At 68.6% G+C, this 23,343-nt stretch carries 17 protein-coding genes and 1 pseudogene; 8 read left to right on the plus strand and 10 right to left on the minus strand.

Annotation, left to right across the window (positions count from 1 at the left end):
• The 3 genes and pseudogenes from ACX9GQ_RS23635 to ACX9GQ_RS23645 all read left to right on the plus strand — a co-directional run.
• Positions 1-798: pseudogene (locus tag ACX9GQ_RS23635) on the plus strand (hypothetical protein); the annotation flags it as partial.
• Between the two features lie 126 nt (positions 799-924).
• Entirely contained in the window at positions 925-2,142 is a 1,218-nt protein-coding gene (locus ACX9GQ_RS23640) for a M24 family metallopeptidase (protein WP_459632071.1), read from the plus strand.
• Between the two features lie 142 nt (positions 2,143-2,284).
• Complete coding sequence (locus tag ACX9GQ_RS23645; protein ID WP_459632072.1) at positions 2,285-4,129, plus strand: PHA/PHB synthase family protein; 1,845 nt, start codon at positions 2,285-2,287, stop codon at positions 4,127-4,129.
• Here ACX9GQ_RS23645 and ACX9GQ_RS23650 read toward each other — a convergent pair.
• Positions 4,126-4,983: an alpha/beta fold hydrolase gene (locus tag ACX9GQ_RS23650; RefSeq protein WP_459632073.1), complete on the minus strand. Its 858-nt coding sequence runs from the start codon at positions 4,981-4,983 to the stop codon at positions 4,126-4,128. The genes ACX9GQ_RS23645 and ACX9GQ_RS23650 overlap by 4 nt on opposite strands.
• Before the next feature lie 433 nt (positions 4,984-5,416).
• On the opposite strand from ACX9GQ_RS23650, the gene ACX9GQ_RS23655 reads away from it, so the two are divergent.
• On the plus strand, positions 5,417-6,400 hold the full coding sequence (locus ACX9GQ_RS23655; protein WP_459632102.1) for a zinc-dependent alcohol dehydrogenase family protein: 984 nt from the start codon (positions 5,417-5,419) through the stop codon (positions 6,398-6,400).
• Between the two features lie 45 nt (positions 6,401-6,445).
• Here the strand turns inward: ACX9GQ_RS23655 and ACX9GQ_RS23660 are convergent, their stop codons facing one another.
• The 5 genes from ACX9GQ_RS23660 to ACX9GQ_RS23680 all read right to left on the minus strand — a co-directional run bounded on the left by ACX9GQ_RS23660 (position 6,446) and on the right by ACX9GQ_RS23680 (position 12,225).
• Complete coding sequence (locus ACX9GQ_RS23660; protein ID WP_459632074.1) at positions 6,446-6,676, minus strand: ChaB family protein; 231 nt, start codon at positions 6,674-6,676, stop codon at positions 6,446-6,448.
• Positions 6,677-6,707: 31 nt separating this feature from the next.
• Positions 6,708-7,364, minus strand: coding sequence for a trypsin-like serine peptidase (locus ACX9GQ_RS23665; protein WP_459632075.1), 657 nt, complete (start codon positions 7,362-7,364; stop codon positions 6,708-6,710).
• 130 nt (positions 7,365-7,494) lie between these two features.
• Positions 7,495-9,132 (minus strand): alpha-amylase family glycosyl hydrolase, encoded by a 1,638-nt coding sequence (locus ACX9GQ_RS23670; protein WP_459632076.1) that lies wholly within the window; start codon positions 9,130-9,132, stop codon positions 7,495-7,497.
• On the minus strand, positions 9,125-10,405 hold the full coding sequence (locus ACX9GQ_RS23675; RefSeq protein ID WP_459632077.1) for a glucoamylase family protein: 1,281 nt from the start codon (positions 10,403-10,405) through the stop codon (positions 9,125-9,127). Before ACX9GQ_RS23675 ends, ACX9GQ_RS23670 begins: the two co-directional genes overlap by 8 nt.
• Positions 10,402-12,225: an ABC transporter ATP-binding protein/permease gene (locus ACX9GQ_RS23680; RefSeq protein ID WP_459632078.1), complete on the minus strand. Its 1,824-nt coding sequence runs from the start codon at positions 12,223-12,225 to the stop codon at positions 10,402-10,404. Before ACX9GQ_RS23680 ends, ACX9GQ_RS23675 begins: the two co-directional genes overlap by 4 nt.
• 63 nt (positions 12,226-12,288) lie before the next feature.
• Here ACX9GQ_RS23680 and ACX9GQ_RS23685 point away from each other — a divergent pair, with 63 nt between their 5' ends.
• The 4 genes from ACX9GQ_RS23685 (at position 12,289) to mgtA (ending at position 18,771) form a co-directional block, all read left to right on the plus strand.
• Positions 12,289-14,445 (plus strand): glycoside hydrolase family 3 N-terminal domain-containing protein, encoded by a 2,157-nt coding sequence (locus tag ACX9GQ_RS23685; RefSeq protein ID WP_459632079.1) that lies wholly within the window; start codon positions 12,289-12,291, stop codon positions 14,443-14,445.
• Entirely contained in the window at positions 14,435-15,433 is a 999-nt protein-coding gene (locus ACX9GQ_RS23690) for a glucokinase (protein ID WP_459632080.1), read from the plus strand. The genes ACX9GQ_RS23685 and ACX9GQ_RS23690 overlap by 11 nt, the downstream gene beginning before the upstream one ends.
• A 116-nt stretch (positions 15,434-15,549) precedes the next feature.
• A complete protein-coding gene (locus ACX9GQ_RS23695; RefSeq protein WP_459632081.1) occupies positions 15,550-16,032 on the plus strand; it encodes a hypothetical protein in 483 nt (160 codons plus the stop codon).
• Positions 16,033-16,176: 144 nt separating this feature from the next.
• Positions 16,177-18,771: a magnesium-translocating P-type ATPase gene (mgtA, locus tag ACX9GQ_RS23700; RefSeq protein ID WP_459632082.1), complete on the plus strand. Its 2,595-nt coding sequence runs from the start codon at positions 16,177-16,179 to the stop codon at positions 18,769-18,771.
• Between the two features lie 107 nt (positions 18,772-18,878).
• Here the strand turns inward: mgtA and ACX9GQ_RS23705 are convergent, their stop codons facing one another.
• The 4 genes from ACX9GQ_RS23705 to hpsN form a co-directional block, all read right to left on the minus strand.
• Positions 18,879-19,895, minus strand: a complete 1,017-nt coding sequence (locus ACX9GQ_RS23705) for a zinc-binding alcohol dehydrogenase family protein (protein ID WP_459632083.1) — start codon at positions 19,893-19,895, stop codon at positions 18,879-18,881.
• A 325-nt stretch (positions 19,896-20,220) separates the two neighbouring features.
• A complete protein-coding gene (locus tag ACX9GQ_RS23710) occupies positions 20,221-21,228 on the minus strand; it encodes an alcohol dehydrogenase catalytic domain-containing protein (RefSeq protein WP_459632084.1) in 1,008 nt (335 codons plus the stop codon).
• On the minus strand, positions 21,225-21,995 hold the full coding sequence (locus ACX9GQ_RS23715) for an SDR family NAD(P)-dependent oxidoreductase (RefSeq protein ID WP_459632103.1): 771 nt from the start codon (positions 21,993-21,995) through the stop codon (positions 21,225-21,227). Before ACX9GQ_RS23715 ends, ACX9GQ_RS23710 begins: the two co-directional genes overlap by 4 nt.
• A 5-nt stretch (positions 21,996-22,000) precedes the next feature.
• Positions 22,001-23,314 (minus strand): sulfopropanediol 3-dehydrogenase, encoded by a 1,314-nt coding sequence (gene hpsN / locus ACX9GQ_RS23720; RefSeq protein ID WP_459632085.1) that lies wholly within the window; start codon positions 23,312-23,314, stop codon positions 22,001-22,003.
• Positions 23,315-23,343 lie beyond the last annotated feature (29 nt).

Here is a 23,343-nt window from a genome sequence, read left to right on the forward strand (position 1 = left end):
GGCCGCGACGTGCTGGACTACGGCGCCGCGGCGCAGGCGCTCGACATCGACCTCGCGGCGGGCCGCGCCACGGGCCTTGAGATCGGCGAGGACACGATCGGCGGCTTCGAGGAGGTGCATGCCGGCTCGGGCGCCGACACCGTCCGCTTCGGCCACGCCATGGTGGCGGTGGCCGGCGGCGAGGGCGACGACACCTTCGACTTCTCCGCCCTCGTCCCCGCCTCGGCCCAGCCCCTCGCCATGCCGACCGGCACGGGCGACGGCGAGGGCGACACGGAATCCCCCTCCACCCTCGCCGACACCGGCACGGGCGACACCGGATCCCCGGGCACGGGCACCGGCGGCACAGGGTCCCTCCAGGCCGCCCTCGCCGAAACGGGCGCAGGCACGGGCGACACCGGCACGGGCAACACCGGCACGGGCGACACCGCCGCCCTCGCCGGCATCCTCGCCAACCTCGAGACCGCCGCCCAGCACAACACCCAACCCCTCACCGTCCAGCAGATCCTCGACTTCGCCGTCGGGGACCGCATCTGCATGGCAGGCTGGACCATCACCGTGCGAGGCGACGAGGACAGCGCCTTCGTCAAGGCGAAGTCCGACGACGGCACGGAACTGCGGCTGGCCGTCAAGCAACTCGACGCAACACTGACTGACGACGCACCGTTCCGCGTCCGCGTCGAGGAGCACGACGGCCACACCGAGACGCTGGTCGAGGTCCACTTTGACGGCCCGACGGAGCCGGACTTCATGATCGCCCTGCAAGGGGTCCATGCCCTCCAGGCCTTTCATGGGTGATCTCGGCGCCCGCGACCTCGCTGGATCGACGGGTAACGGCTCTCCACAGCGAGAGGCGAGCCGGAGGCCTTTGGCTTGACGAAGGGCTCCGGTAGTCTCCCCGCGTGATCTGAAGGGAGCGGGATGATGGCCATCGGGGTGGGCGGTTCGACGCCGGACGCGGAACTGAACGAGATGACGTCGATGCGGGGCGAAGCGCCGCCCATCGGTGTGGAGGAACGCCGCCAGCGACTGGCACGCGCCCGTCGGCTGATGCGCGAACGGGGCCTTCCGGCGATGTGGCTCGACGTCTCCACGAGCCTGACCTACTTCACCGGCCTCAAGCTCCACCGCAGCGAGCGTCTCCATGGCGTGATCCTTCTCGCCGAGGGCGACCCGATCTACGTCAGCCCGGCCTTCGAGGTGGAGAAGCTGCGCACGATGATGAGCATCGACGGTCCGGTCGCGGCGTGGGACGAGCATGAGGACCCGACCGAACTCGTCGTCTCCACGCTGGCGGAGCACGGGATCACCGGAGGGCCGCTTGCGCTCGACGAGGCGACGCCGTTCGCCACGGTCGATCGGCTCAGACGGTCGGGCCCCTCCTTGGATCTCGTCAGTGCCGGGCCCGTCACCACGGGCTGCCGGATCCGAAAGTCGCCTGCGGAACTCGCGTTGATGCAGACCGCCATGTCGATCACCCTGGCTGCCCAGAAGGCCGCGGCGCGCATCCTATGCCCCGGCATCACGACGACCGAGGTCCAGCAGTTTCTCGTGGCTGCCCATCAGCGGCTCGGCGCGGAAGGTCCGCCGGCTTTCAACATCGTGCTCTTCGGCGAGGCCACGGCCTATCCGCACGGCGTGCCGTATCCGCAGACGCTGAAGCCAGGCGACATGGTGCTCGTGGACGTCGGCGCACCGGTCGACGGCTATGTGTCGGACCTGACGCGCACCTACGTCTTCGGCCAGCCCACAGACCGCCAGCGGTCCGTCTGGGACCTCGAGAAGGCGGCGCAGGCAGCCGCCTTCGCTGCGGCCCGGCCAGGTGCGCGATGCGAGGTCCTCGACGATGCCGCGCGCTCGGTGATCGAAGCGGCCGGCTTCGGCCCGGGCTATGCGACGCCGGGCCTTCCGCACCGGACAGGACACGGGATCGGCCTCGACGTCCACGAGGCCCCCTACATCGTTCGAGGCGACGACACGCCGCTCGCAGAGGGCATGACGTTCTCGGTCGAGCCGATGATCTGCCTGTACGGATCGTTCGGCGTGCGGCTCGAAGACCACGTCTACATGACCGCTGAAGGACCGCGTTGGTTCACGCCCCCGGCGACGTCCATCGACGCCCCGTTCGGCATGTCGGCGTGAGGCGCGTTCACCGGGTCCGGAACGTGCCGGGATCCGGCCCGGAAGCGCAGGGAGCTTGAGGCGGATCAGTCATCGCCATGCTCCATTCGGGTAGACTGCCGTTTATCCGTAGAGGAAGCCGGCACACCACCGTGAGGTTCAAATGGCGAGCGGCGTGACGCGCAAGCGGGGAGCCCTGGTGTCCGGGCAGGGTTCCCGGCGCGGCAACGGTACGCGTCCTTCGTCGCGAGGACGTGTCAGGCCTGCAGAACCGCCACCCCCGGAGCGCGAAGCCGCAAGGGAAAGCGAAATCGACCAGCGGGTCCATGGATGGATGGCCCGCCTGACGAACGGTCTCTCGCCGGCCGCTCTCATGGCCGCCTATCTCGACTGGGCCGTCCATCTTTCGGCGTCCCCCGGGAAGCAGGCTGAACTCGTCGAGAAGGCGATGCGCAAATGGGCCCGGCTCTTCGAGTGGCTGGCACGCCGTGCCGTCCAGGGAGGTGCGACACGACCCAGCATCGAGCCCCTGGCGCAGGATCGGCGGTTCTCCGCGCCGGAATGGCAGACCTGGCCCTTCGACTTCGTCCAGCAGGCGTTCCTGCTCCAGCAGCAGTGGTGGCACAACGCCACGACAGACGTCCCCGGCGTATCCCGCAGCCACGAGGCCATGGTGGAATTCGGGGCCCGCCAGTTCCTGGACATGTGGTCACCGGCCAACTTCCTGCCGACGAACCCGGTCGTTCTGAAGCGGACGCTCGAAAGCGGGGGGCGCAACCTCGCCGCAGGGCTCGGAAACCTTGCGGAGGATCTGTCGAGGGCGATCAGCCATGGACCGCCTGTCGGGGCAGATGCTTTCACCGTCGGCCGAACCGTGGCCGTGACACCCGGACGGGTCGTCTTCCGCAACCGCCTGATGGAGCTGATCCAGTACAGCCCGGCGACGCGGACCGTAAGGCCGGAGCCTGTCCTCATCGTCCCGGCCTGGATCATGAAGTACTACATCCTCGATCTTTCCCCGGAGAACTCGCTGATCCGATGGCTGGTCGGAGAGGGCTTCACGGTCTTCGCGATATCCTGGCTGAACCCGGGGGAGGAAGATGCCGACCTCAGGCTGGAGAACTATCGTTCCGACGGCATCATGGCCGCGCTCGAAACCGTCGGCCGCATCGTCCCCGATAGCCGCGTTCATGCCACGGGCTACTGCCTCGGCGGCACGCTGCTGTCGATCGCCGCCGCAGCCATGGCGCGCGACGGCGACGATCGACTCGCCACTGTGTCCTTGTTCGCGGCGCAGCAGGACTTTTCGGAGGCAGGCGAACTGACGCTGTTCATCAGCGAGAGCCAGGTCCATTTCCTGGAGGACCTGATGGCCGCCCAGGGCTATCTCGACAGCCGACAGATGGCGGGCGCCTTTCAGCTGCTGCGCTCGAACGACCTGATCTGGTCGCGGCTGGCGCACGACTACCTCATGGGCGAACGCACGCCGATGACGGACCTGATGGCCTGGAATGCCGACGCGACGCGGATGCCCTATCGCATGCATTCGGAGTATCTGCGCCAGCTGTTTCTCGACAACGATCTCGCCGAAGGCCGCTTCCGCGTGGCGGGAAGGCCGGTCGCGCTCTCCGACATCCGCACTCCCATCTTCTCGCTGGGAACGGAGCACGACCACGTCGCACCATGGCGGTCGACGTTCAAGATCCACCTTCTGACCGACGCTGACGTGACGTTCGCCCTGACCTCGGGTGGACACAACACCGGCGTCGTCTCTCCGCCTGGCGTCCCGGGCCGTCATGTTCGCGTACGTACGAAGCGGGCCGACGACCTCTACGTCGATCCGGACGCGTGGCTGGCGTCGACCGACGCGACGGAAGGCTCATGGTGGCCCGTCTGGGTGAAATGGCTCGCGGAGCATTCCGGCCGAGCCATTGCGCCGCCTCCCATGGGCCTTGCGGACCAGGGCAAGGCCCTTCCTGCCGCTCCGGGAAGCTACGTTTTCGGCTAAGGACGATCCTGGCCAAGCCAGTCGACGATGCGGCACCATGGACCGTCGAGCGTCCGGCGCCCGAGGAAAAGGGCCAGGTGCCCGCAGTCTGCTTCGAGCACCTGAACGTCGTGCTCCGCCGTCCCGACGAGACGTCGTGCCGCAAGGGCCTGTTGCGGCGGGGCTATATCATCGGCAGTACCGACGAGCAGGCACATCGGCGACTCGATCGCCTTCAGCGACAGGGTCCGGCCCAGCGCCGCGAATCGGCCCGTCGCGAGTTCGTTTCGCCGAAAGAGGCGGTCGATGACCTCGCCGAGATAGGCGCCCGGCAGGTCCACGGCGTTGAGGTACCAGTTCTGCACCCGCGCCGCCAATGCTGCCTCAGGCGGCCCGTCGAGTTGAAGCATCGCCTGCATGGCGGCGGCATCGAGCGTCGTGACGCCCCACAGGGCGAGCAGGTGGCGGCCACCGACCGTTGCGGACCGGGAGCTCCCGATCTCCGCAAATGGCGGCAACATGTTGTGGAGGGCCTCCGTGAGGCGGGAGGACGCCACGGCGAAGTCCACGGGAGCACCGGCGAGAACAAGACGCCGGGTTCGTGAGGGGAACCGGGCGGCGAATGCGAGCGAGAGCCAGCCGCCCTGGCAGAGCCCGACGAGATCCACCGGGTTGCCGGCTTCTTCGACGGCCACAAGCAAGTCCGCGAGCAGCGAGTCGATGGTGATCCCCGCCCTCTCCGGGGTAGCGCTCTTCCATTCCGTCAGCCAGACATCGTCGAAGGCCCCGCCCAGCAGCCGTTGCACGATGGAGTGGCCCGGCGCCAGGTCGGCGATCGATGCGTGATGCAAGGCGTACGGGGCGACGACGATCACCGATCCGCGCTTCGGCCTGCTCCGCGCCGGTCGTGCGGCGCGCCTTCGCCCGCGGTCCGGTTCCGGACGATCCGGCGGGGTCCGCCATCGGCGCAACCGCATGGTCTGCAGGTCGAGAACAAGCTCCGATGGCGTGCAGAAGTCCGGAAGGGAGTTGCCTTCGTCCGTCGCGACGAGGGCCTCCTGCATGGCTCCGAGCCACGCCTCGCTGGCTCGCCAGCCGGCCGTTATCGGCGATAGCCACGCATGAAAGGGATCGAGGGGCATCGCTGCGGAAACTCCCGCCTGGCTGAAGGACGCGGGGGACGCCAGCCGAAAGGGTAGTTCATCCCGGGCGGCGTGGAAACGAATGGAGCGCGACAGGACCGGTCAGGACGATGCCGGATGCCGCATGCCGTACGGGCGCAGTAGCCTCAAGTCGATGTCCATGACCATGACGGCAATGGTTCTGCACGGCCCGCGACAACGTCTCGTCCGGGAGGAAAGATCCTTGCCCGAACCCGGCCCCGGAGAGGTCCGTCTGCGGGTCGAGACCTGCGCCGTCTGCCGTACCGACCTCCACGTGGTCGACGGCGAACTCGCCGACCCCGTCTTCCCCATCGTGCCCGGACACGAGATCGTCGGGCGGGTCGATGCGTTGGGGCCCGGCGTCGAGACCTGCATGTCCGGCGCGCGGGTGGGTGTGCCGTGGCTCGGCCACACCTGCGGACATTGCCGCTACTGCGCCAGCGGAGCCGAGAACCTCTGTGACACGCCGGTCTTCACCGGCTTCACCTGCGATGGCGGGTTCGCCACGCATGTGGTGGTGAACCACTCCTTCGCCTTCCCGCTCGACGGCTTCGACGATCCCGTCGCCACGGCCCCGCTGCTGTGCGCGGGCCTGATCGGCTGGCGGTCCCTGCAGGCTGCAGGCGACGCGGCCGAGATCGGTCTCTACGGGTTCGGCGCCGCGGCGCACATCCTGTGTCAGGTGGCTGTCGCCGAGGGCCGGAGGGTGTTCGCATTCACCCGGCCAGGCGACGCGGCATCGCAGGACTTCGCTCGCAGGCTCGGCGCGACATGGGCAGGCGGATCGAACGAGTCCGCGCCGGCCCTGCTCGATGCGGCGATCATCTTCGCGCCGGCGGGAGAGTTGGTGCCGCGGGCTCTGAGCGCCGTTCGAAAGGGTGGTGTCGTCGTTTGCGGCGGCATCCACATGAGTGACATACCCTCGTTCCCCTACGCGATCCTGTGGGGCGAGCGGCGGGTGAGGTCCGTCGCAAACCTCACCCGCGAGGACGCCCGCCAGTTCCTCGACAGGGCCCGACGGACAAGGATCGAAACGACGACGACAACCTATCCACTGGGCCGGGCGAACGAAGCCCTGGACGACCTGCGGCATGGCCGCCTTCAGGGCGCGGCCGTTCTCGTCCCGTGAGATCAATACCGCTCGTGCTGCGAAGGGCGGTTCGGCTGACTGCGATCACGGCCCGCCGGGCGGCTCCTCCCGCTTCGGCACCCAGGCCTGCCCGTCCTTGCGGTAGAACCGCTTCACGGCGCCCCAGGCGATCCGGAATGCCGTTGCCTCGACGTCCGGATCGTCGATCCGCTCGGTCCATGCGCTGTTGAACGCGGCGAGGAAGATCTCCTGGGCATGCAACGGCAGATGGTCGCGCACCGCGGGTGGAAGCTCGCCGATGTGGCGCCAAGGCATCGCGGCTACCCTCCGACTTTCACACCGGACCTCACAGATGAGGACGGAACGCGTCTGCTTCCGGTCCCGCCCCCACCCAGATGCTGCTCTCGGATGTGGGGTTGTTCCTTTCGAACCATTGGTGGCGGCCGATGGCCGTATGCATGGCGACGAGTTCGGCGCCCGAGTTCGTCAGCACGAAGATGGGCGATCCGGAGTTGCCGGGCGCCGAGAAGCACTCGTTGAGCATCAGGCCGGGTTCCGACCTCGATGCCTGCACCAGGCACCGGCGGTGGATCGTCAGGACGTTGCGTGTCCCGGCGCCGTAGCCGGCACGAACGACGCGTCCGGCTCGCGCGAGCCCCTCCAACATCGAAGGCTCCGGATCGCCGACAGGGACGGCTCTCAACCCCGGGGAACGGTCGAGCGTCAGCATGGCCCAGTCGTGCCGCAGCATCGCCCACGCCGACCGCGGACGGAACTCCGGCGCGACCTTGACGGAGCGCGGCGCATAGGTCCGGAAGCCGTCTGGCGTCCTGAAGGACACGCGGATGCTGCCCGAAACCTTGCCGCGGGCTCCCACGACGCAATGGGCGGCCGTCACCACCACGTCCGGACCGATCAGCGTTCCCGTGCACTGGCCTCCCCGGCCGCGGCCGGACACGTCGACACGCGCGATGGCCGAGAACGGCCAGTCGAGGCCGTTCAAGGATACAGCTGGTCCGCCGACCGGGCGATGCGGTGCGCGATCCTGTGCGAGAGTGGACGACGCGCCGGACAGAAATGCGAGGCAGGCGACCGCGACGAGGCGAAGGCATTCCGACACGGCTCCCTCCTCTTCAGCGGCGCACGTCGGACGTCCGGTTCGGTGGATCGAGAACCCGGAACACGCGTCCCTCGTGGGCCCGCAGGTCGATGTCCCGACCCGCGACCGTGGCCTCGACGGGCCCGTGCGTCGAGAGAACACAGGCGGCCTGCTCGACCGGGATCCGGACGATCCTGTCCCGCGAACAGAAGTTCAGGGCCACGATGAAGGTCGAGCGCCCGTAGGCGCGACGATACACAAGCACGTCCCCCTCGGCCGAAATCGCCTCGAATGCCCCTACCTTCAACGCGGGCTCGCGCGACCTCAGCCTGAGGCATCGCCTCGTCATGGCGAGCATCGATCCGTCGTCGGAAGACTGGGCGGACACCGCCAGCCGCGGGTCGGCATCAGCAACGGGCAGCCAGGCCTCGACGCCGGAGAACCCCATGTACGCCGTGGCATCCCATGGCATCGGCGTCCTGAAGGGGTCGCGCCCGCGCGAGGGATCGGCAAGGCCGAAGGAATCCACGAGGCGACCCGGGGACACCTCTCCGTCCATCATCCCGAGCTCGTCACCCTGATAGAGGGTCGGCGTCCCTCGCAAGGTGAGGACAAGCATCATCGCCACACGCGCCTGGGCGAGCCCCAGGCGGCTCGCGACGCGATGCTGATCGTGATTGCCGAGAACCCAGGTGGGCCACGCGCCTTCGGGCAGAGCTGCCTCGTAGCGCTCGATGAGGTCGAGAACACCGCGGGCCTGCCAATCCAGCCACATGAGGTTGAAGTTGAACGGGAGGTCGAAGCCCGACAGGTCGGTGCCGTAGTACCGGCCCAGCCGTTCCACGGGCTGGTAGATCTCCCCGATCAGGACGGGCTCGCCGGGATACCGCGACAAAGTCCGGCGGAAACGCACGGCGATCTCTGCGAGATCCGCCTGGTCGGAGCTGTTCAGCGGGCTCAGGCGCATGAAGTCCGGATCGCCCGGCCGGTGCGCTGGATTCGGGGGATCGTCCCGAAACCCGGGATCCTTGAGGAGGCGGTCGGCGACGTCGACGCGGAAGCCCGAGACACCGCGGTCGAGCCAGAACGCGAGGATGCCATCGAACGCGTCGCGCACATCAGGATTTCGCCAGTTCAGGTCCGGCTGCGCCGGAAGGAAGGAGTGCAGGTAGAATTGTCCGCTTGCGTCGTCGAAGGCCCAGGCCGAACCGCCAGGCTGGCTGAGCCAGTTGTTGGGCGGGCCTCCCGTCGGAGAAGGATCGCGCCAGACGTACCAGTCGCGGTACCGGCTGGTCCGGCTCGAGCGGGAGTCGACGAACCACGGGTGCCGCTCCGACGTGTGGTTGGGCACGAGGTCGATGATGGTCCGGATGCCCGCCCCGGACAATGCCGCCACCAGCTCGTCGAAATCCCGAAGGCTTCCGAACACCCTGTCGACATCGCAGTAGTCGGCGACGTCGTACCCTCCATCCACCATGGGCGAGGGATAGAAGGGCGTGAGCCAGACGGCGTCGATCCCGAGGGAGACGAGATAGTCGAGCCGCTTCAGGATTCCGCGCAGGTCACCGACGCCGTCGTCGTTCCCGTCCTGGAACGATCGGACATAGATCTCGTAGATGACGGCACCTTGCCACCACGGCCGGACGGCGTGAACGCATCGGTCGTCAGTCATCGGGCCGCTCGCCATCCGGACGCGACGGAGCCGGCGAACGTTCGCTGAAGCCGAGACGGTCGAGCCCCGCCCTCACCTCGGGGCACGACATGAAGAGGCTCCAAAGCAGGCCGCTGCGATGGTTCTCGATCATCCCGACGATGGGGCCCTGGTCGATGGCGAGCGTGGTGGGTGCAAACCAGTTCCTCGACTCGCAGAAGGAATCGCGCAGGCCCCGCGGTGTCCACAGCTTCCGGCCAAGACGGCCGGTGAAGGTCCTGAGGGCAAGAAAGGCGTGCTCCGGCGCATACGGGAACGACGAGAGAGCCGCCGTCGGCGAGATCACGCCGAGATCGCAGTCGGGAGCGTGCTGGTTGTACCCGAGATCGTCGTCGCTGGCCGTCAGTCCCCAGCAGTCCGCTCCATATCCTTCGTAACGGCCGGGATTGGCGATGCAGTGCCGCCGGTTGATCTCGACGTGCGCCGTGTTCTGCTCCCAGTAGTGGACGTGCCGGTCGGCGAGCCGCCTGGGATCGAGCCCGAGAAACGAGTAGTGCGCAAAGCAGAGCGGGCCGCCGAAATCGGGTCCCAGCGGGAGGCGCACGCCATAGAAGACATTGCCGTTCCTGAAGGCGGCGCCGCCTTCCCAGCAGGAGCGGTAGACGGCTGTCTCAATCGGATGCGTGGGTGATCCCGCCGCCAGCACGTAGGTCACGAGGCATTCGTTCCAGCCGGCGACAGGGAAGTTCCGCGCCCATCCGACCGTGGGACTCCAGTGCCAGTAGAGGGTCGCCCCGTCGCCGGCGTGCCAGTCCCACTCCACGGCACGCCAGAGGTCGTCGATCGCCGTCCGGAGCCGCGCTTCGGCCATGTCGGGTCGGTCGAAGAAGGCCCTACAGCCCAGGAGGCCCATCATGAGGAACGCCGTCTCCACGATGTCGCCGCCATCGTCATCCGCGCCGAAAGGGATGGCACGGCCGGTCCGTCCGTCGAGGAAGTGGGGAAAGACGCCATGGAAGCGCTCGGCGCTTCCCAGGAAACCGACGACGGCGCGGAGCCTCTCGAGGACCGCGCTCCGCCTGAGCCAGCCCCGCTCGACGCCGGCCAGCAGCCCCATCAAGCCGAACCCCGTCCCCCCCACCGCCACGGCGTCCGGCCCGTAAGTGCCCGGCACGCTGCGATCGAGGGCCATGAAGCTGACCGGGTGGGCATAGTGCCAGAAGTAGCGCAGCGTCTGCCGCTGAACGGCGTCGAGCAACACGTCGTCGGCGGCGTCGGCGGCGGGCAGTCTCAAGGCTGCTGCTCCCCCGTCGTCCCGCCGGCGGATCCGGCATGCTCCCGGTGCGCCGCGCGACCAGACAGCCCTGACGGACGTCGCTGCCTTCGTCTCACGTGATAGACGCGGTCCCAGGCGAGATCGGGCGTGGCGAAGTGCCCGCCTGCGATGATCGCGCTGCGCGGAAGGGCGCAAGACAGGACGCGGAGCGTCTCGCTTCTCTTCCTCGGCTCCAGTGCATTCAGTGCATCGTCCAGCAGAACCCAAGCGGGTGCGAGAAGGACGACGCGGGCGACGGCGAGCAGTTGCTGCTCGCCATGCGTGAGATCTTCCTCCCAGTCCGCCTGACGCCCGAGGGACTGTGCCAGCTCATCCAGGCCGACGCCCGAGAGCGCCGCGCGCACCGCCTCGTCGGCATGCATCGACGGAGGATCGGGATAACAGGCGGCCTCCTTCAGCGGGCCGGCCGGGAGATAAGGGTGAGCCGTCAGCACGATCACATCCGATCGCGCAGGAAGCGAGACCTCGCCCGATCCCTCCCGCAGGAGCCCTGCCATGCACAGGAAGAGCCCGCTCGGGCGTCCTCCCGTCTCGCCGGAGAGAAGGACGCGTTCACCAGGGCGCACCGTGACCTGCTCTTCCCGAAGGGACACGGTCGTTCCCTCCGCCTCGACGGCGAGGTGCGACAGTCGAAGCGTCTCGTTCTCGAAGGGAGACCGGTGGAGCGTGCCGGCCCGGGACGGCACGTCCGCATCATCCTCCATGGCGCGCCGCAACCCGGCCACGCGCCTGTAGGTGGCGCGCCAGTCCGCGATCCGCGCGAAGTTGTCCACGAACCATCGCAGCGCCTGCTGGACCTGGCTGAATGCTCCGACACACATCATCAGGCCGCCCAACGACAGGGTTCCCGAGAAATAGGCCGGAGAGGCTGCGATCACCGGAACGATGAGCGTTCCCCAGCCGTAGGCCGAGGTCACCCATGTCAGCCTGACCAGCGCTCTCGCAAGATCGAGGCTGGTCGCAATGACGGTTCCAAGCGATTGCCCCGCCACGCCGCGCTCTCGCGCTTCGCCACCTGCGAGAGCCACGGAGGTCGCGTTGTGGCCGAGATTGACCAGCAATGCTCGCAACTCGGCTTCCTGTGCGTAGCGTCGCTCATTGAGCCTGATTAGCGGGCGACCCATCAGCCAGGTCAGAATCGAGCCGAGACCCGCGTAACCCAGCGCCCACCACAGCAGGTAGCCCGGCACGACGAAAGCCGCATCGCCGATCGGAACTGCTGCGATCTCGGACAGCGACCAGAGAATTCCCACGAACGACGCGAGCAACAGCGTCGACTGGATCAGGCCCGCGGCGAGATCGGGTGTCAGGTCGCTGAAGTGACGAACGTCCTCGTGGATGCGCTGGTCCGGGTTCAGCCCGATGGAGCCCACCGACTTGAGCCGATGAGCGCGTCCGTCGGCCAGCCAGAGGTCGAGCAGGTCGGTGGTGATCGCCGCGCGCAGGCGGACCTTCATGCGCTCCTGCAGCCAAGTCTGCGCAACGACGGCGACAAGCAGCACAGCGGCAATGCCCGCGAAGACGGCGAGCTGGCGAACGAAGCCGTCGCGGTCGCGCTGCCCGATGGCGTCGAAGAAGGCGCCCTGCCACTCGTTCAGCCGGATCTGCGCCATCATGTTGACGACGAGGACGGCGCAGAGTGAGGCACCCATGATCGCGAGCGGGCGCCATGCGAGAGATCGCAGTCCTCTTGCGGGGCGGGCTGCGGGCTGCCCTGCATCGACGCCGATGCCGGCCGCTTCCGGAGCCGACGTCGTGCTAGCGGCGGGTTGCGCCATGTCGTTTTCGCCGGCCCTACGAAGAGCGATACTGACCGAACCACTCTGCGGCAGACATCGGCGATGATAAAGCCCGTATCATTCCTTGCCGAACTCGTCGGACGGATGACGCTTGCCGAGAAGATCGGACAACTCGTCATGACCGGGCCGCCACCGCCGGACCGGCCGGCGGTCGACCTGCGCGACGCGATCCGCCGCGGCGCCGCCGGAAGCATCCTGAACGTCACGGGCCGACCCGTGCTCGACGAGTTGCAGGCGATCGCACGCCAGGAGAGCAGGCTCGGCATTCCTCTCCTGACGTGCCTTGACGTCCTGCACGGCTACCGCAGCATCTTCCCCATTCCCCTGGCGGAGGTGGCGACGCTCGACCCGGCATTGTGGGAGCGCACGGCGGCCGCAGCCGCCGCCGAAGCCCGCCGGGACGGGATCGTCATGACCTTCGCTCCGATGCTGGACGTCTGCCGCGATCCGCGCTGGGGGCGGATGGCCGAGGGGCCGGGCGAGGACCCCTGGCTTGCCGCACGCTACGCGGACGCCAAGGTGAAGGGCTTCCAGGGCATCGACGGCGCGCGGCTGCGGCAGCCCACGGGTCTCGCCGCGACGGCCAAGCACTTCGTCGCCTATGGCGCCGTCACCGCGGGACGCGAGTACGCGTCCGTGGACGTGTCCCGCCGAACGCTCGACGAGGTCTACCTGCCGCCGTTCCGCGCGGCCGTGTCTGCGGGGGTCGTGGCCGTCATGCCGGCCTTCGTCGATCTCGCCGGCGAACCCATGACCAGCAGCGCGTTGCTCGGTGACCTCCTGAGGACGGCCTGGGGCTTCGACGGAGTGATCGTCAGCGATTACGGCGCAGTGGCCGAGCTCGTCGCTCACGGCGTGGCCGAGGACCTGACGCATGCGGCGGCACTCGCACTCTCGGCCGGCGTGGACATCGACATGATGAGCCCGGCCTATGCCACGGGCCTTCCCGTCGCGCTGGAAAAGGGGCTGGTATTGCCCTCCGACATCGACGCGGCCGTGATGCGTGTCCTGACGCTGAAGTGGCGGCTTGGGCTGTTCGACGGAGAACGCGGACCCACGGCTCTGTCCTGCAACGACGATGACGGCCTTGATCTCCCCCGCGAGGCCGCACGCCGCAGTTTCGTGCTGCTAAAGGACGACCGCGGTGCCCTGCCGCTCGGCCAGCACGGGGATCCGATCGCCCTCATCGATCCCTGGCTGGACCGGTCAGACATGCTGGGACCATGGCCGGCCATCGGCGCCGGCGATGCGATCGACCTTGGGGGAGCACTCGCGAAAGCCTTCCCGCACAGGACGGTCTTCGCCGTCCCCTGTGCGCTGGCCGGTTCGGACGAAGAGCTGCGTTCGGCCTTGCGCGGGAGCGGCGTGGTTGTCCTGCGGCTTGGCGAAACCACGGTCATGAGCGGCGAGGGCGCGAGCCGCGCCTTTCCCGTCATCCCGGACAGCCAGTTGGCCGTCGCGCACCGTGTCCTGGCCATGGGGCTTCCCACCGTCGTTCTGCTGTCGTGCGGTCGACCGCTCATCGCGCCGGACCTGCTGGACTCGGCCGCGGCGATACTGGTCTGCTGGTTTCCCGGATCGTCGGGCGCAGAAGCTCTCGCCGACGTCCTGTCCGGCCGAAGCGAGCCCGAGGGGCGCCTGCCCGTCACCTGGCCCCATGCGATCGGCCAGATTCCGATCCATTCCTCGCCTCGTCCCGCCGGCAGGCCGGCGGATGAGCGCGACCGCTTCACGAGCCGCTACATCGACGCGCCAACGGCCCCCCGCTTCTGGTTCGGCCACGGGCTTGGCTTCACCCGCTTTGCCCTCGAGCGCCTCGACGTGATGCCGGACAGGGTCGGGCTCGGGGAATCCTTCGTCGTGACGGCCCATGTCCGCAATCTCGGCGGCCGGACCGGGCGCACGGTCGTCTTCGTCTTCATCCGGGACCGGACAGCGCACATCGCCCGCCCAGTCCTCGAACTCCGCGGGATGATTCCCGTGACCCTCGAACCGCATGCCGGGGCGGATGTGGGCATCCGCCTGCGCTCCGACGAACTCGCGCCGCTCGGCGGACGCGGCGACCAGCGTCCTGAACCGGGCGACTTCGACATCCTCGCGGGGTTCAGTGCCGAGCCATCGGGTCTCAAGGCCATCCGGCTGGTGCTGAGCGACCTCTCCGGGGGCTCCGTGAAGCAGGAACGCCGCCATGATGCCTGAACTACCGTTTCCCGTGCTTGTCGCCGATGTCGGCGGGACGAATTCCCGCTTCGCCATCGTCGAAGAACCCGGAGGCATGCCGGGACACGTTTGGCGCACAGAGACCACGGCGTTCGCAACCGTGGACGCGGCGCTTGCCGCGGCAAGGCGGGCGCTGGCGCCGGCATCGTTCCGAAGCGCAATGCTGGCGATCGCCGGGCGGGTGGGACAGGGGGTACCGAAGCTGACCAACGGCAGCTGGACGTTCGATCCGGAGGCGATCGGGAGAACGGGCAGCCTGAGCGGCGTGACCGTGCTGAACGACTACCTGCCCGTTGCGGCAGCCGTCGGTGTTCCGGGACGGGCCGGGCTGGTCACCATCGGAAAGCCGCAGCCGGCGTCCGAAGGACCGACCCTCGCATGCGGTCCCGGAACCGGCTTCGGCGCTGCGCTCGCACGCCCTGTCGGCGATCTCGTCGTCCTCGAACCGACGGAAGCAGGCCACATGGATTTCGGTGCCTGCGATCCGGAGGAGTTCGCCATATGGCCTCGGCTGGACCGCGTGCGCGGGCGAATCACGGCAGAGTCCGTCCTGGCGGGACCTGGGCTCGTGCGGCTGTACCGCGCGCTGTGCGTTCTGGACGAGACGGGAACGTCAGGAACCACTGCCGCGGATGTCGCTGGGGCCGCGCGGGCCGGAGATCCCTCGGCCCGTCGCGCCGTCGAGGAATGGGCGCGGCTGCTCGGCCGTTTCGTCGGCGACCTGGCGCTCCTGTTCGGGGCGACCGGTGGGGTGTTCCTGTCTGGCGGGATCGCCCCGCGGCTGATCGACGTGCTCGAGGGGGGCGCGTTCCGGAACGCCTTCGAGCGAAAGGCTCCGTTCGCGGACCTCATGATGCAGATCCCGACACATGTGGTCGTCGAGCCCGACCCGGCATTGTCCGGCCTTGCCCGCATCGCCTCCGCTCCGGGGCGTTTCCTGTTCACGGCGCGTCACTGGCGAGCCTGAGATGACGCCTCGGGACGCCGGCAGGTCCGCTTCTCGCGCGAGTTGACGCGCATCAACGTCCGGAGCGGTCGACCGGACGATGATGAACCGTCGCTTCCCGACCCAAGGGGGCTTACATGCTGCGCGGGTTGCTCGCCGGTGCCCTGACGGCCACCGTTCTCGCAACGGGCGTCGTTGCGCAGACGACGTACGGACAGTTCTCGTCCCGGGGGCGCGAGCAGGAGCAGGAGCTGATCGTCCCCACTCTCGGGGACATCATGCTCGGCATCCAGCTCCGCCACATCAAGCTCTGGTACGCCGGGCGCTCCGGCAGCTGGGATCTTGCAGAGTACGAGTTGCGCCACCTGCTGCAGGGGCTGGGTCGCGCGGCGCTTCTTTACGCCAACATCCCGGTCGAGCAGATCCAGGCGGTCGATGCCCCCATGCTCGAGCTCCAGTCGGCCATCAAGGCCCGTGACGCCGGGCGGTTCGTTCGCGTCTACCGAGACGTCACCTCGGCCTGCAACGCCTGTCATCAGGCCGGAGCGGTCGGATACATCCGGATCCAGACGCCGTCGGCGTCGCCCTTCACGAACCAGTTCTATCCGGGCCGCCCTTGAGCGTCCGCGGCCTGCAGAGGACGCACCGACGCCGAAGGAGGTCATGTCCTCCGGCGGCATGAGAATCGAGGCCGTTGAGGCGACTCGCCGAAGTGCGGCCGCGGAGCCGGCCCTCGGGGCCCCCGAAGTCCAGCGGTCAGAGGCATGCCGAACCTTTCGAGCGACACCGTGCCGGCCCGCTTCTGGGACCGGACGCCCGCGGACGCGTTCTCTGACCTGGCGAGCCGGCCTGAAGGCCTGAGCGACGCCGAGGCACAGGCGCGGCTGGCGTCCTTCGGTCCCAATGCGACGATCCGGACGGCGCGTCGCATGATCGGCACCAAGATCGTGCGGCGGCTGGCCGAACCGCTCATTACGATCCTGCTCGTGGCCGCCGCCATTTCCGGTGCGACCGGCGATCTAGCCAGCTGCGCCATCATCGTCGTCATCGTTCTGGTCTCCGTCGGGCTCGACGTGCTCCAGGAGCATCGTGCCGAACGAGCGGTCGATGCGCTGCGGCGATCGATCGCCGTAAGGGCGCGCATCCGCCGTGATGGCCGATACACGGAGCGACCGGTGGAGGATGTCGTCCCCGGCGACGTGATTTCGCTCGAACCGGGCGACCTCGTTCCTGCGGACGGCATCGTGCTGGAAAGCCGGAACGGGATGGTCAACGAAGCGCTCCTGACCGGCGAGCCGTACCCGGTCGAGAAGAGGGTTGGCCCCAGCGATGCCGAAGAGCCCTCGGAGGCGTTTGATGCCCTGTTCGGCGGAACGGCGCTTGTGTCCGGCAGGCTGACCATGCTGGTTGTGGCGACGGGCGCGCGCACACGCTTCGGCGGCATCGCGTCGGCGCTCGAAGCCGACGAGCCGCCAACGGCCTTCGAGCGCGGCCTGCACCAGCTCGGCGTTCTCATCCTGAGGCTGACGACCCTGCTGGTCCTGTTCGTCCTGCTCGCGCACCTCGCCTTCCACCGTCCGGCGCTCGAAGCCTTCATGTTCGCGGTGGCCCTCGCGGTTGGCCTGACTCCCGAGCTCCTGCCGATGGTGACGACCGTCACCCTGTCCCGCGGAGCTCTCCGGATGGCGCGCAAGAGGGTGATCGTGAAACGGCTCGCGGCCATCCATGACTTCGGCGCCATCGACGTGCTGTGCACGGACAAGACCGGCACCCTGACGGAGGCGCGCATCGCGCTGGTCGGCCATCCCGGCCCGGACGGGCTCCCGAACGACGGAGTGCTCGCCCTCGCTGCGCTCAACAGCCGTCTTTCCTCCGGGCTTTCGAGCGCCCTCGATGCCGCCATTCTCGACGCGGCCCGGCAGCGCGATCCTGGGAAATGGTCCAGGGTGGCCGAGTTGCCTTTCGACTTCGAGCGTCGACGCGCGACCGTGCTCGCGCGCTGCGATGACAGGCAACTTCTCGTCGTCAAGGGCGCGCCCGAGGAGGTTCTAGCCCTCTGCGTAGCCGTGGGGGAGGCAGGCGGCGCCGTTGCTCCGCTGAACGACGCGACCCGCGAGCGCCTCACGGCCCTTCACGACGCGAGGGCGTCGGAGGGACAGCGGCTGCTTGGCGTGGCTTTCCGCGAGATGCCGGCGGACCCGGGCACGATCGCGGCGGCGGACGAGCGCGATCTGGTGTTTGCCGGCTGGTGTGCCTTCATCGATCCGCCGAAGGCGAGCGCCGCCGCAGCCGTGGCCCGGCTCGAAAGGCTCGGCGTGCGGGTCAAGATCGTCTCGGGCGATGCGGCACCGGTCGTCCGCCATCTCGTCCAGACGCTTGGGCTTCCGGCCGAGGGCCTGCTCACCGGCGCCGAGATCGCCACGATGAGCGATGCCGCCCTCGCCGCGCGCGCCCAGTCCGTCGATCTCTACGCACGCGTGTCTCCCGATCAGAAGATGCGGGTCATCCGGGCCCTTCGGGCGCGGGGACACACGATCGGCTTCATGGGAGACGGCATCAACGACGCGCCCGCGATCAAGGCGGCGGATTGCGGCCTGTCCGTCGACGGAGCCACCGACGTGGCGCGGGCTGCCGCAGACCTGATCCTCCTCGAGCCCGATCTCGGCGTGCTGGCGGACGGTGTGGAGGAAGGACGACGCACCTACGCGAACATCACGAAGTATGTCCGCATGGGCACGAGTTCGAACTTCGGCAACATGCTCTCGATGGCCCTTGCCTCGCTGGCGATCCCGTTCCTGCCGCTGACGGCCGTGCAGATCCTGCTCAACAACCTCCTCTACGACCTTTCGGAGACAGGAATCCCGTTCGATGACGTGGATGCGTCCGAGACGGCCGCGCCGCATGCATGGGACATGGCCGCCGTGCTGCGCTTCACGCTCGTCATGGGCCCGCTTTCGTCCCTGTTCGACGCGGCGACCTTCGGCCTCCTGCTCTTCGGGTTCTCCGCATCCCCGGGAGAATTCCGGACGGCTTGGTTCGTGGAATCCATCGCCACGCAGGTCCTCGTCATCTTCCTGATCCGCACCGCAGGCAGGCCTTGGGCCAGCCGCCCGCATCCGGCCCTTGTCGCGACCTCGCTCGGCGCAATTTCGGCGGGACTTTTCGCCGCCCTGGGACCGGCAGCGCCCTATCTCGGCTTCGCTCCCCTGCCGCTGAAGCTTCTCGGCGCCATTGCCGCACTCGTGGTCGCCTATCTCTGCGCGGCCGAGCTCCTGAAGGGATTCGCCATGCGCGCAAGGAACCGTCATTCCAGGCGCGCCCGGGTTCAGCTGCCCTCGAGGCGGTCGCGTCGGACATGAAGGCGCACCCCGGAGGGCGCGGGTGGCTCGAACCGGAGATTCGCGACCCCAGCCCTCTCGGGGCCGGGTCCGTGGGACCTTGCGCCAGCTCTGCCGGTTCTCCTTGCTCAGCGTTCGATCACGACCTTCAGCGTGGTCGCCCGGTGGTCGCGCCACCATGAGAGGGCCTCTTCGGCCCGATCGAAAGGCACGACCTGCGTGATGAGGTCGTCCGGGTTGCGCTCCGTCGTCTCGAGGAAGGAGATGACGGCGTCGAAGTCCTCGCGCAGCGCATTCCGTGAACCCATGATGTCGAGCTCCTTCAGGTTGAAGAGCTTCGTGTCGTAGGCGACCTCCGCCTTGCTGTAGCCGATGTAGACGATGCGACCCGAGAAACAGGCGATGTCCACCGCCTGGCGGAACGTGAGGGGCAGGCCGACGGCCTCGATGACGACATCGGCGCCGTGGCCGTCCGTCAGCGCCGCGACGCGTGCCGCGACATCCTCGGCGGCGGCATCGATCGTCTCCGCCGCGCCCCAGGCCCTTGCGAGGGCCTGCTTGGCGACACCGACGTCGACCGCCGTCACACGCGCACCCCGCGCCGCGGCGCCGGCGATGGCCCCCATGCCGATCATCCCGCAGCCCAGCACCACGACATGATCGTCGGGCCCCACGCGGCCGCGCGCCACCGCATGGAAGCCCACGGAAAGCGGCTCCACCAGGGCGAGATGGCGCGGCGCCAGCCGGTCATTGAGGATCAGCTTGGAGTGATGGACGACGATCTGCTCGGCGAGTCCGCCGTCCTGCTGCACGCCCAGCGTCCGGTTGAAGCGGCAGGCATTGAACCGCCCGCGCCGGCACGACGAACAGGCGCCGCAGGTGGTGTAGGGGATGACGATCGCCCGGTGCCCCGGTGAGAAGGCCGGCGGCACCGCGGCGCCGGCCTCGACGATCTCGCATCCGAGTTCATGGCCGGGAATGCGAGGAAGGGACACCAGCGGGTTCGCGCCCGTGAACGTCGCCATGTCGCTGCCACACAGGCCGACATGCCGGACGGCGAGGAGGACCTCCTCCGGCCCCGGTCGCGGCGCGGGGATGTCATGGAAGGACGTCCGGCCGACGTCGTCGATCTTGAGCGCGCGCATCACTGGTCCTCCGGGCAGGGCGGCCTGACCGCGTCACGGTCGGGCGCGTCGTCGGCAATCGGGCCGCGCCCGCGGAACCTCTCCCAGAGGGACGGAGGAGCCCGTCTCGTCCCTTCATGTCCTGGGCCACGGTGTCCGGCCGGCTCGTGCCCATGACTACCGTCTTCGATACCGGGTGGGCCAGCGCAAACTGGATGTCGGCCGCTGGCCCGCAACGACATCAGGCGTCATCGCGGGGTTCGGCCGGTCGAGAGAACTGCCCGCGACCGCAATCATCAGTGTCCGGCGGCCAATCCTGGAGATGCCCCGGGGCGCATGGACGACGCTAGCACCTGAGGACCAGCTTGGATCTGCTGGCCCGGCCCTCGTCGATATCCCGGAACGCCTGCGGCCCATCCGCCAACCCGCGTTCCTCGAACCAGCCGAGCCGCCCGAGCCACCCCTTCGCAAGAGCTTCGACCGTCTGCACGAAGTCGACCGGAGTGTAGCAGTAGGATCCGGTCAGGGTGATCTCCTGCAGCGTGAGCTTCCGGATATCGAGCCCCTGATGTCCGGGAAGAAGCCCGATGTGGACGATCACGCCTCCGGGCCGAACCATCGACGAGGCGGCCGCCCGCGTTGCATCGGCGCCGACGGCATCGATGACGAGATCGATGCTGTTGGGTTCGGGGTCGTCTTCGCCCGGGCGATACGTGTCAAAGCCCTCCTCGGACGCGATCGAATGACGCCTGAGCGGGTTCGACTCGCCCAGCGTGACTTGCCTCGCGCCGAAGTGGCGCACCACGAGCGCTGCCGCGAGGCCGATGGCGCCGCCGCCGATCACCACGACCCTGCATGCCGCGAGCGGCTGGTGCAGTCGCTCGATCCCCAGACGGACCGCGTGCCAGGACACCGCGACGGGTTCGGCGAGGGCGGCCTGCGCAATGGGCATGTCGTCGGCAATGGGCACGACATTGCGCTCGGGGATCCGGACCAGTTCGGCGAACGCCCCTTCCCTTGGCGGCATGGAAATGATCTGGCGGGTGGGCGACAGATGCCAGCGGCCCTCGATCGCGTAGGGGCACGCGGGGTCGATGACCAGAGGATTGATCGTCACGCGCTGGCCAGCCCGCGGGCCGCGGACGATGTGGCCCGCCGCCTCATGGCCGAGGATGAGCGGCGGCGGACGGCGGCTGTCATGCCCGTGATAGGCATGCATGTCCGAGCCGCAGATGCCGACGGCCTCGACGCGCACCAGGACCTCGCCCGCGTCAGGGACCGGCTCCGGGACTTCCTGCAGTTCGAGTGCGTTGGGACCCAGATAGACCAGGGCTCTCATCGAGCGCTCCGTCATTTCGCGGTAAAGCCGCCGTCGACGGCGAGGGTCTGGCCGGTCACGTAGGCCGACGCGTCGGACGCGAGGAACACCGTGGCGCCGTCGAGGTCAGACAGGTGACCGTTGCGGCCGATGGCCGTCTGCGCCGCCAGCTTCGCGGCGCGCTCTGCGTCGGCGAAGACAGGTCCAGTCAGCGGCGTGGGGAAGAAGCCGGGGGCGATGGCGTTGCAGGTGACGCCGTGCCGCGACCACTCCTCGGCGATCGCGCGCGTGAGTTGCACCACGCCGCCCTTGGCCGCGCCATAGGGCGCCGAGTTCGGCATCGCTCGGAAGCTCTGCAGGGATGCGATCGTGATGATGCGACCCCAGCCTCTCCGCGCCATCGCAGGAGCGAGGGCCTGCGTCAGCAGGAATGGGGCGCGCAGGTGCACGGCGAGATGCAGGTCGAAGGCAGCGGCATCGACCTGCGCAAAGGGTTGCCGCAGGTTCATCCCGGCTGCATGCACGAGGATGTCGGCACTGCGTCCCTGCGCATCGAGGGCATCTGCCACCCGGCGTCCGCAATCGTCCGCCGCCATGTCGGCGACGATCGCACTGGCCGAAAGCCCTTCTCCCACCAGTTCCGCCACCGTGAGATCGAGTTCGGCTTGACGGCGCGCGGCAACAACGACATGCGCGCCCGCCATCGCGAGCGCCCGCGCCATCCGGGCGCCGATGCCGCTGTTGCCGCCCGTGATCACGGCGGTGCGACCGGTGATGTCGAAGAGGGCCGCCAGCCGAAACATGGTCGTCACGCCTCGACCGGCTTGCCCAGGTCGACGTTGTGACCCGGCGCATACTTGGCCATGCGCACGTCCGACGTCCGCGCGTGCGCCTCCATCCCCTCGAGCCGGGAGATCCGGGCCGAGACGGGAGCGACGGCCTTGCAGGCGTCGCGGGTCATCCGCTGCCATGTCAGGGGCTTCAGGAACTTGTGCACCGACAGGCCAGCCGAGTACCGCGCGGCGAACTTGGTCGGGAGGATGTGGTTGGGTCCCGACACCTTGTCGCCGAAGGCGACGTTGGTCTCCTCGCCCAGGAACAGCGACCCGTAGTTGGTGAGATGCTGGTGCCACCACTCAAGGTCGGCGCATTGCACCTCGAGATGCTCACAGGCATAGGCGTCGGACAACGTCACGACCTCCTCGCGCGTATCGCACAGGACGACCTCGCCGTAGTCGCGCCATGCGGCGCCGGCGGCATCGCGCGCCGTCGGCGGGAGCTCGTCGATCAGCAGCGGCACCAGCCGCATCACCTCCTCGGCGACGCGACGCGACGTGGTGAGAAGCCACGCCGGGCTCTCGTGGCCGTGCTCGGCCTGGCCGACGAGATCGGTCGCGACGATCAGCGGATCGGCGGTGTCGTCGGCGATCACCTGCACTTCGGACGGGCCGGCGAAGACGTCGATCCCGACCTTGCCGAACAACATGCGCTTGGCCTCGGCGACGAACTTGTTGCCCGGGCCGACGATGATGTCGGCGGGCTTCCCCGTGAAGAGGCCGAAGGTCATGGCCGCGATGGCCTGCACGCCGCCGAGGCACATGATCACGTCGGCCCCGGCGATCGTCATCGCATAAAGCACGTGGGGGTGGATGTTGCCGCCCCGGAACGGGGCGGAACAGGCCACGACGGTCTTGACGCCGGCGGCCTTGGCTGTCGCCACCGACATGTAGGCGGACGCGATGTGGGCGTACCGGCCGGTCGGGACGTAGCAGCCGGCCGTGTTCACGGGCACCAGCTTCTGCCCCAGCATCAGGCCGGGACTGATCTCGATGGAAAAATCCCTCACCGACTCGCGCTGGGCCTCGGCGAACCGCCGCACCTGCGAGGCGGCCAGCGCGATGTCGTCCTTCACGGCCTGCGGCACGTCGCGGGTCAGGGCGGCGATCGTCTCCGGATCGAGCACGATCGGTCCGTCCCACTTGTCGAGCTTCAACGCATAGTCGTGCACGGCCTGCTCGCCCCCCGCCTCGATGGCCGCGAGCATCTCGGTCACCACCTTGCGGGCGGCGTCGGTCTCGGTCTCCGGCGTCTTGTCGGCGCGCTTCAGATAGGTGATGGCCATCGGGCGGGTCCTTGCGTGCGCTGAATGGA

This window comes from Alsobacter sp. R-9, from assembly GCF_054612375.1.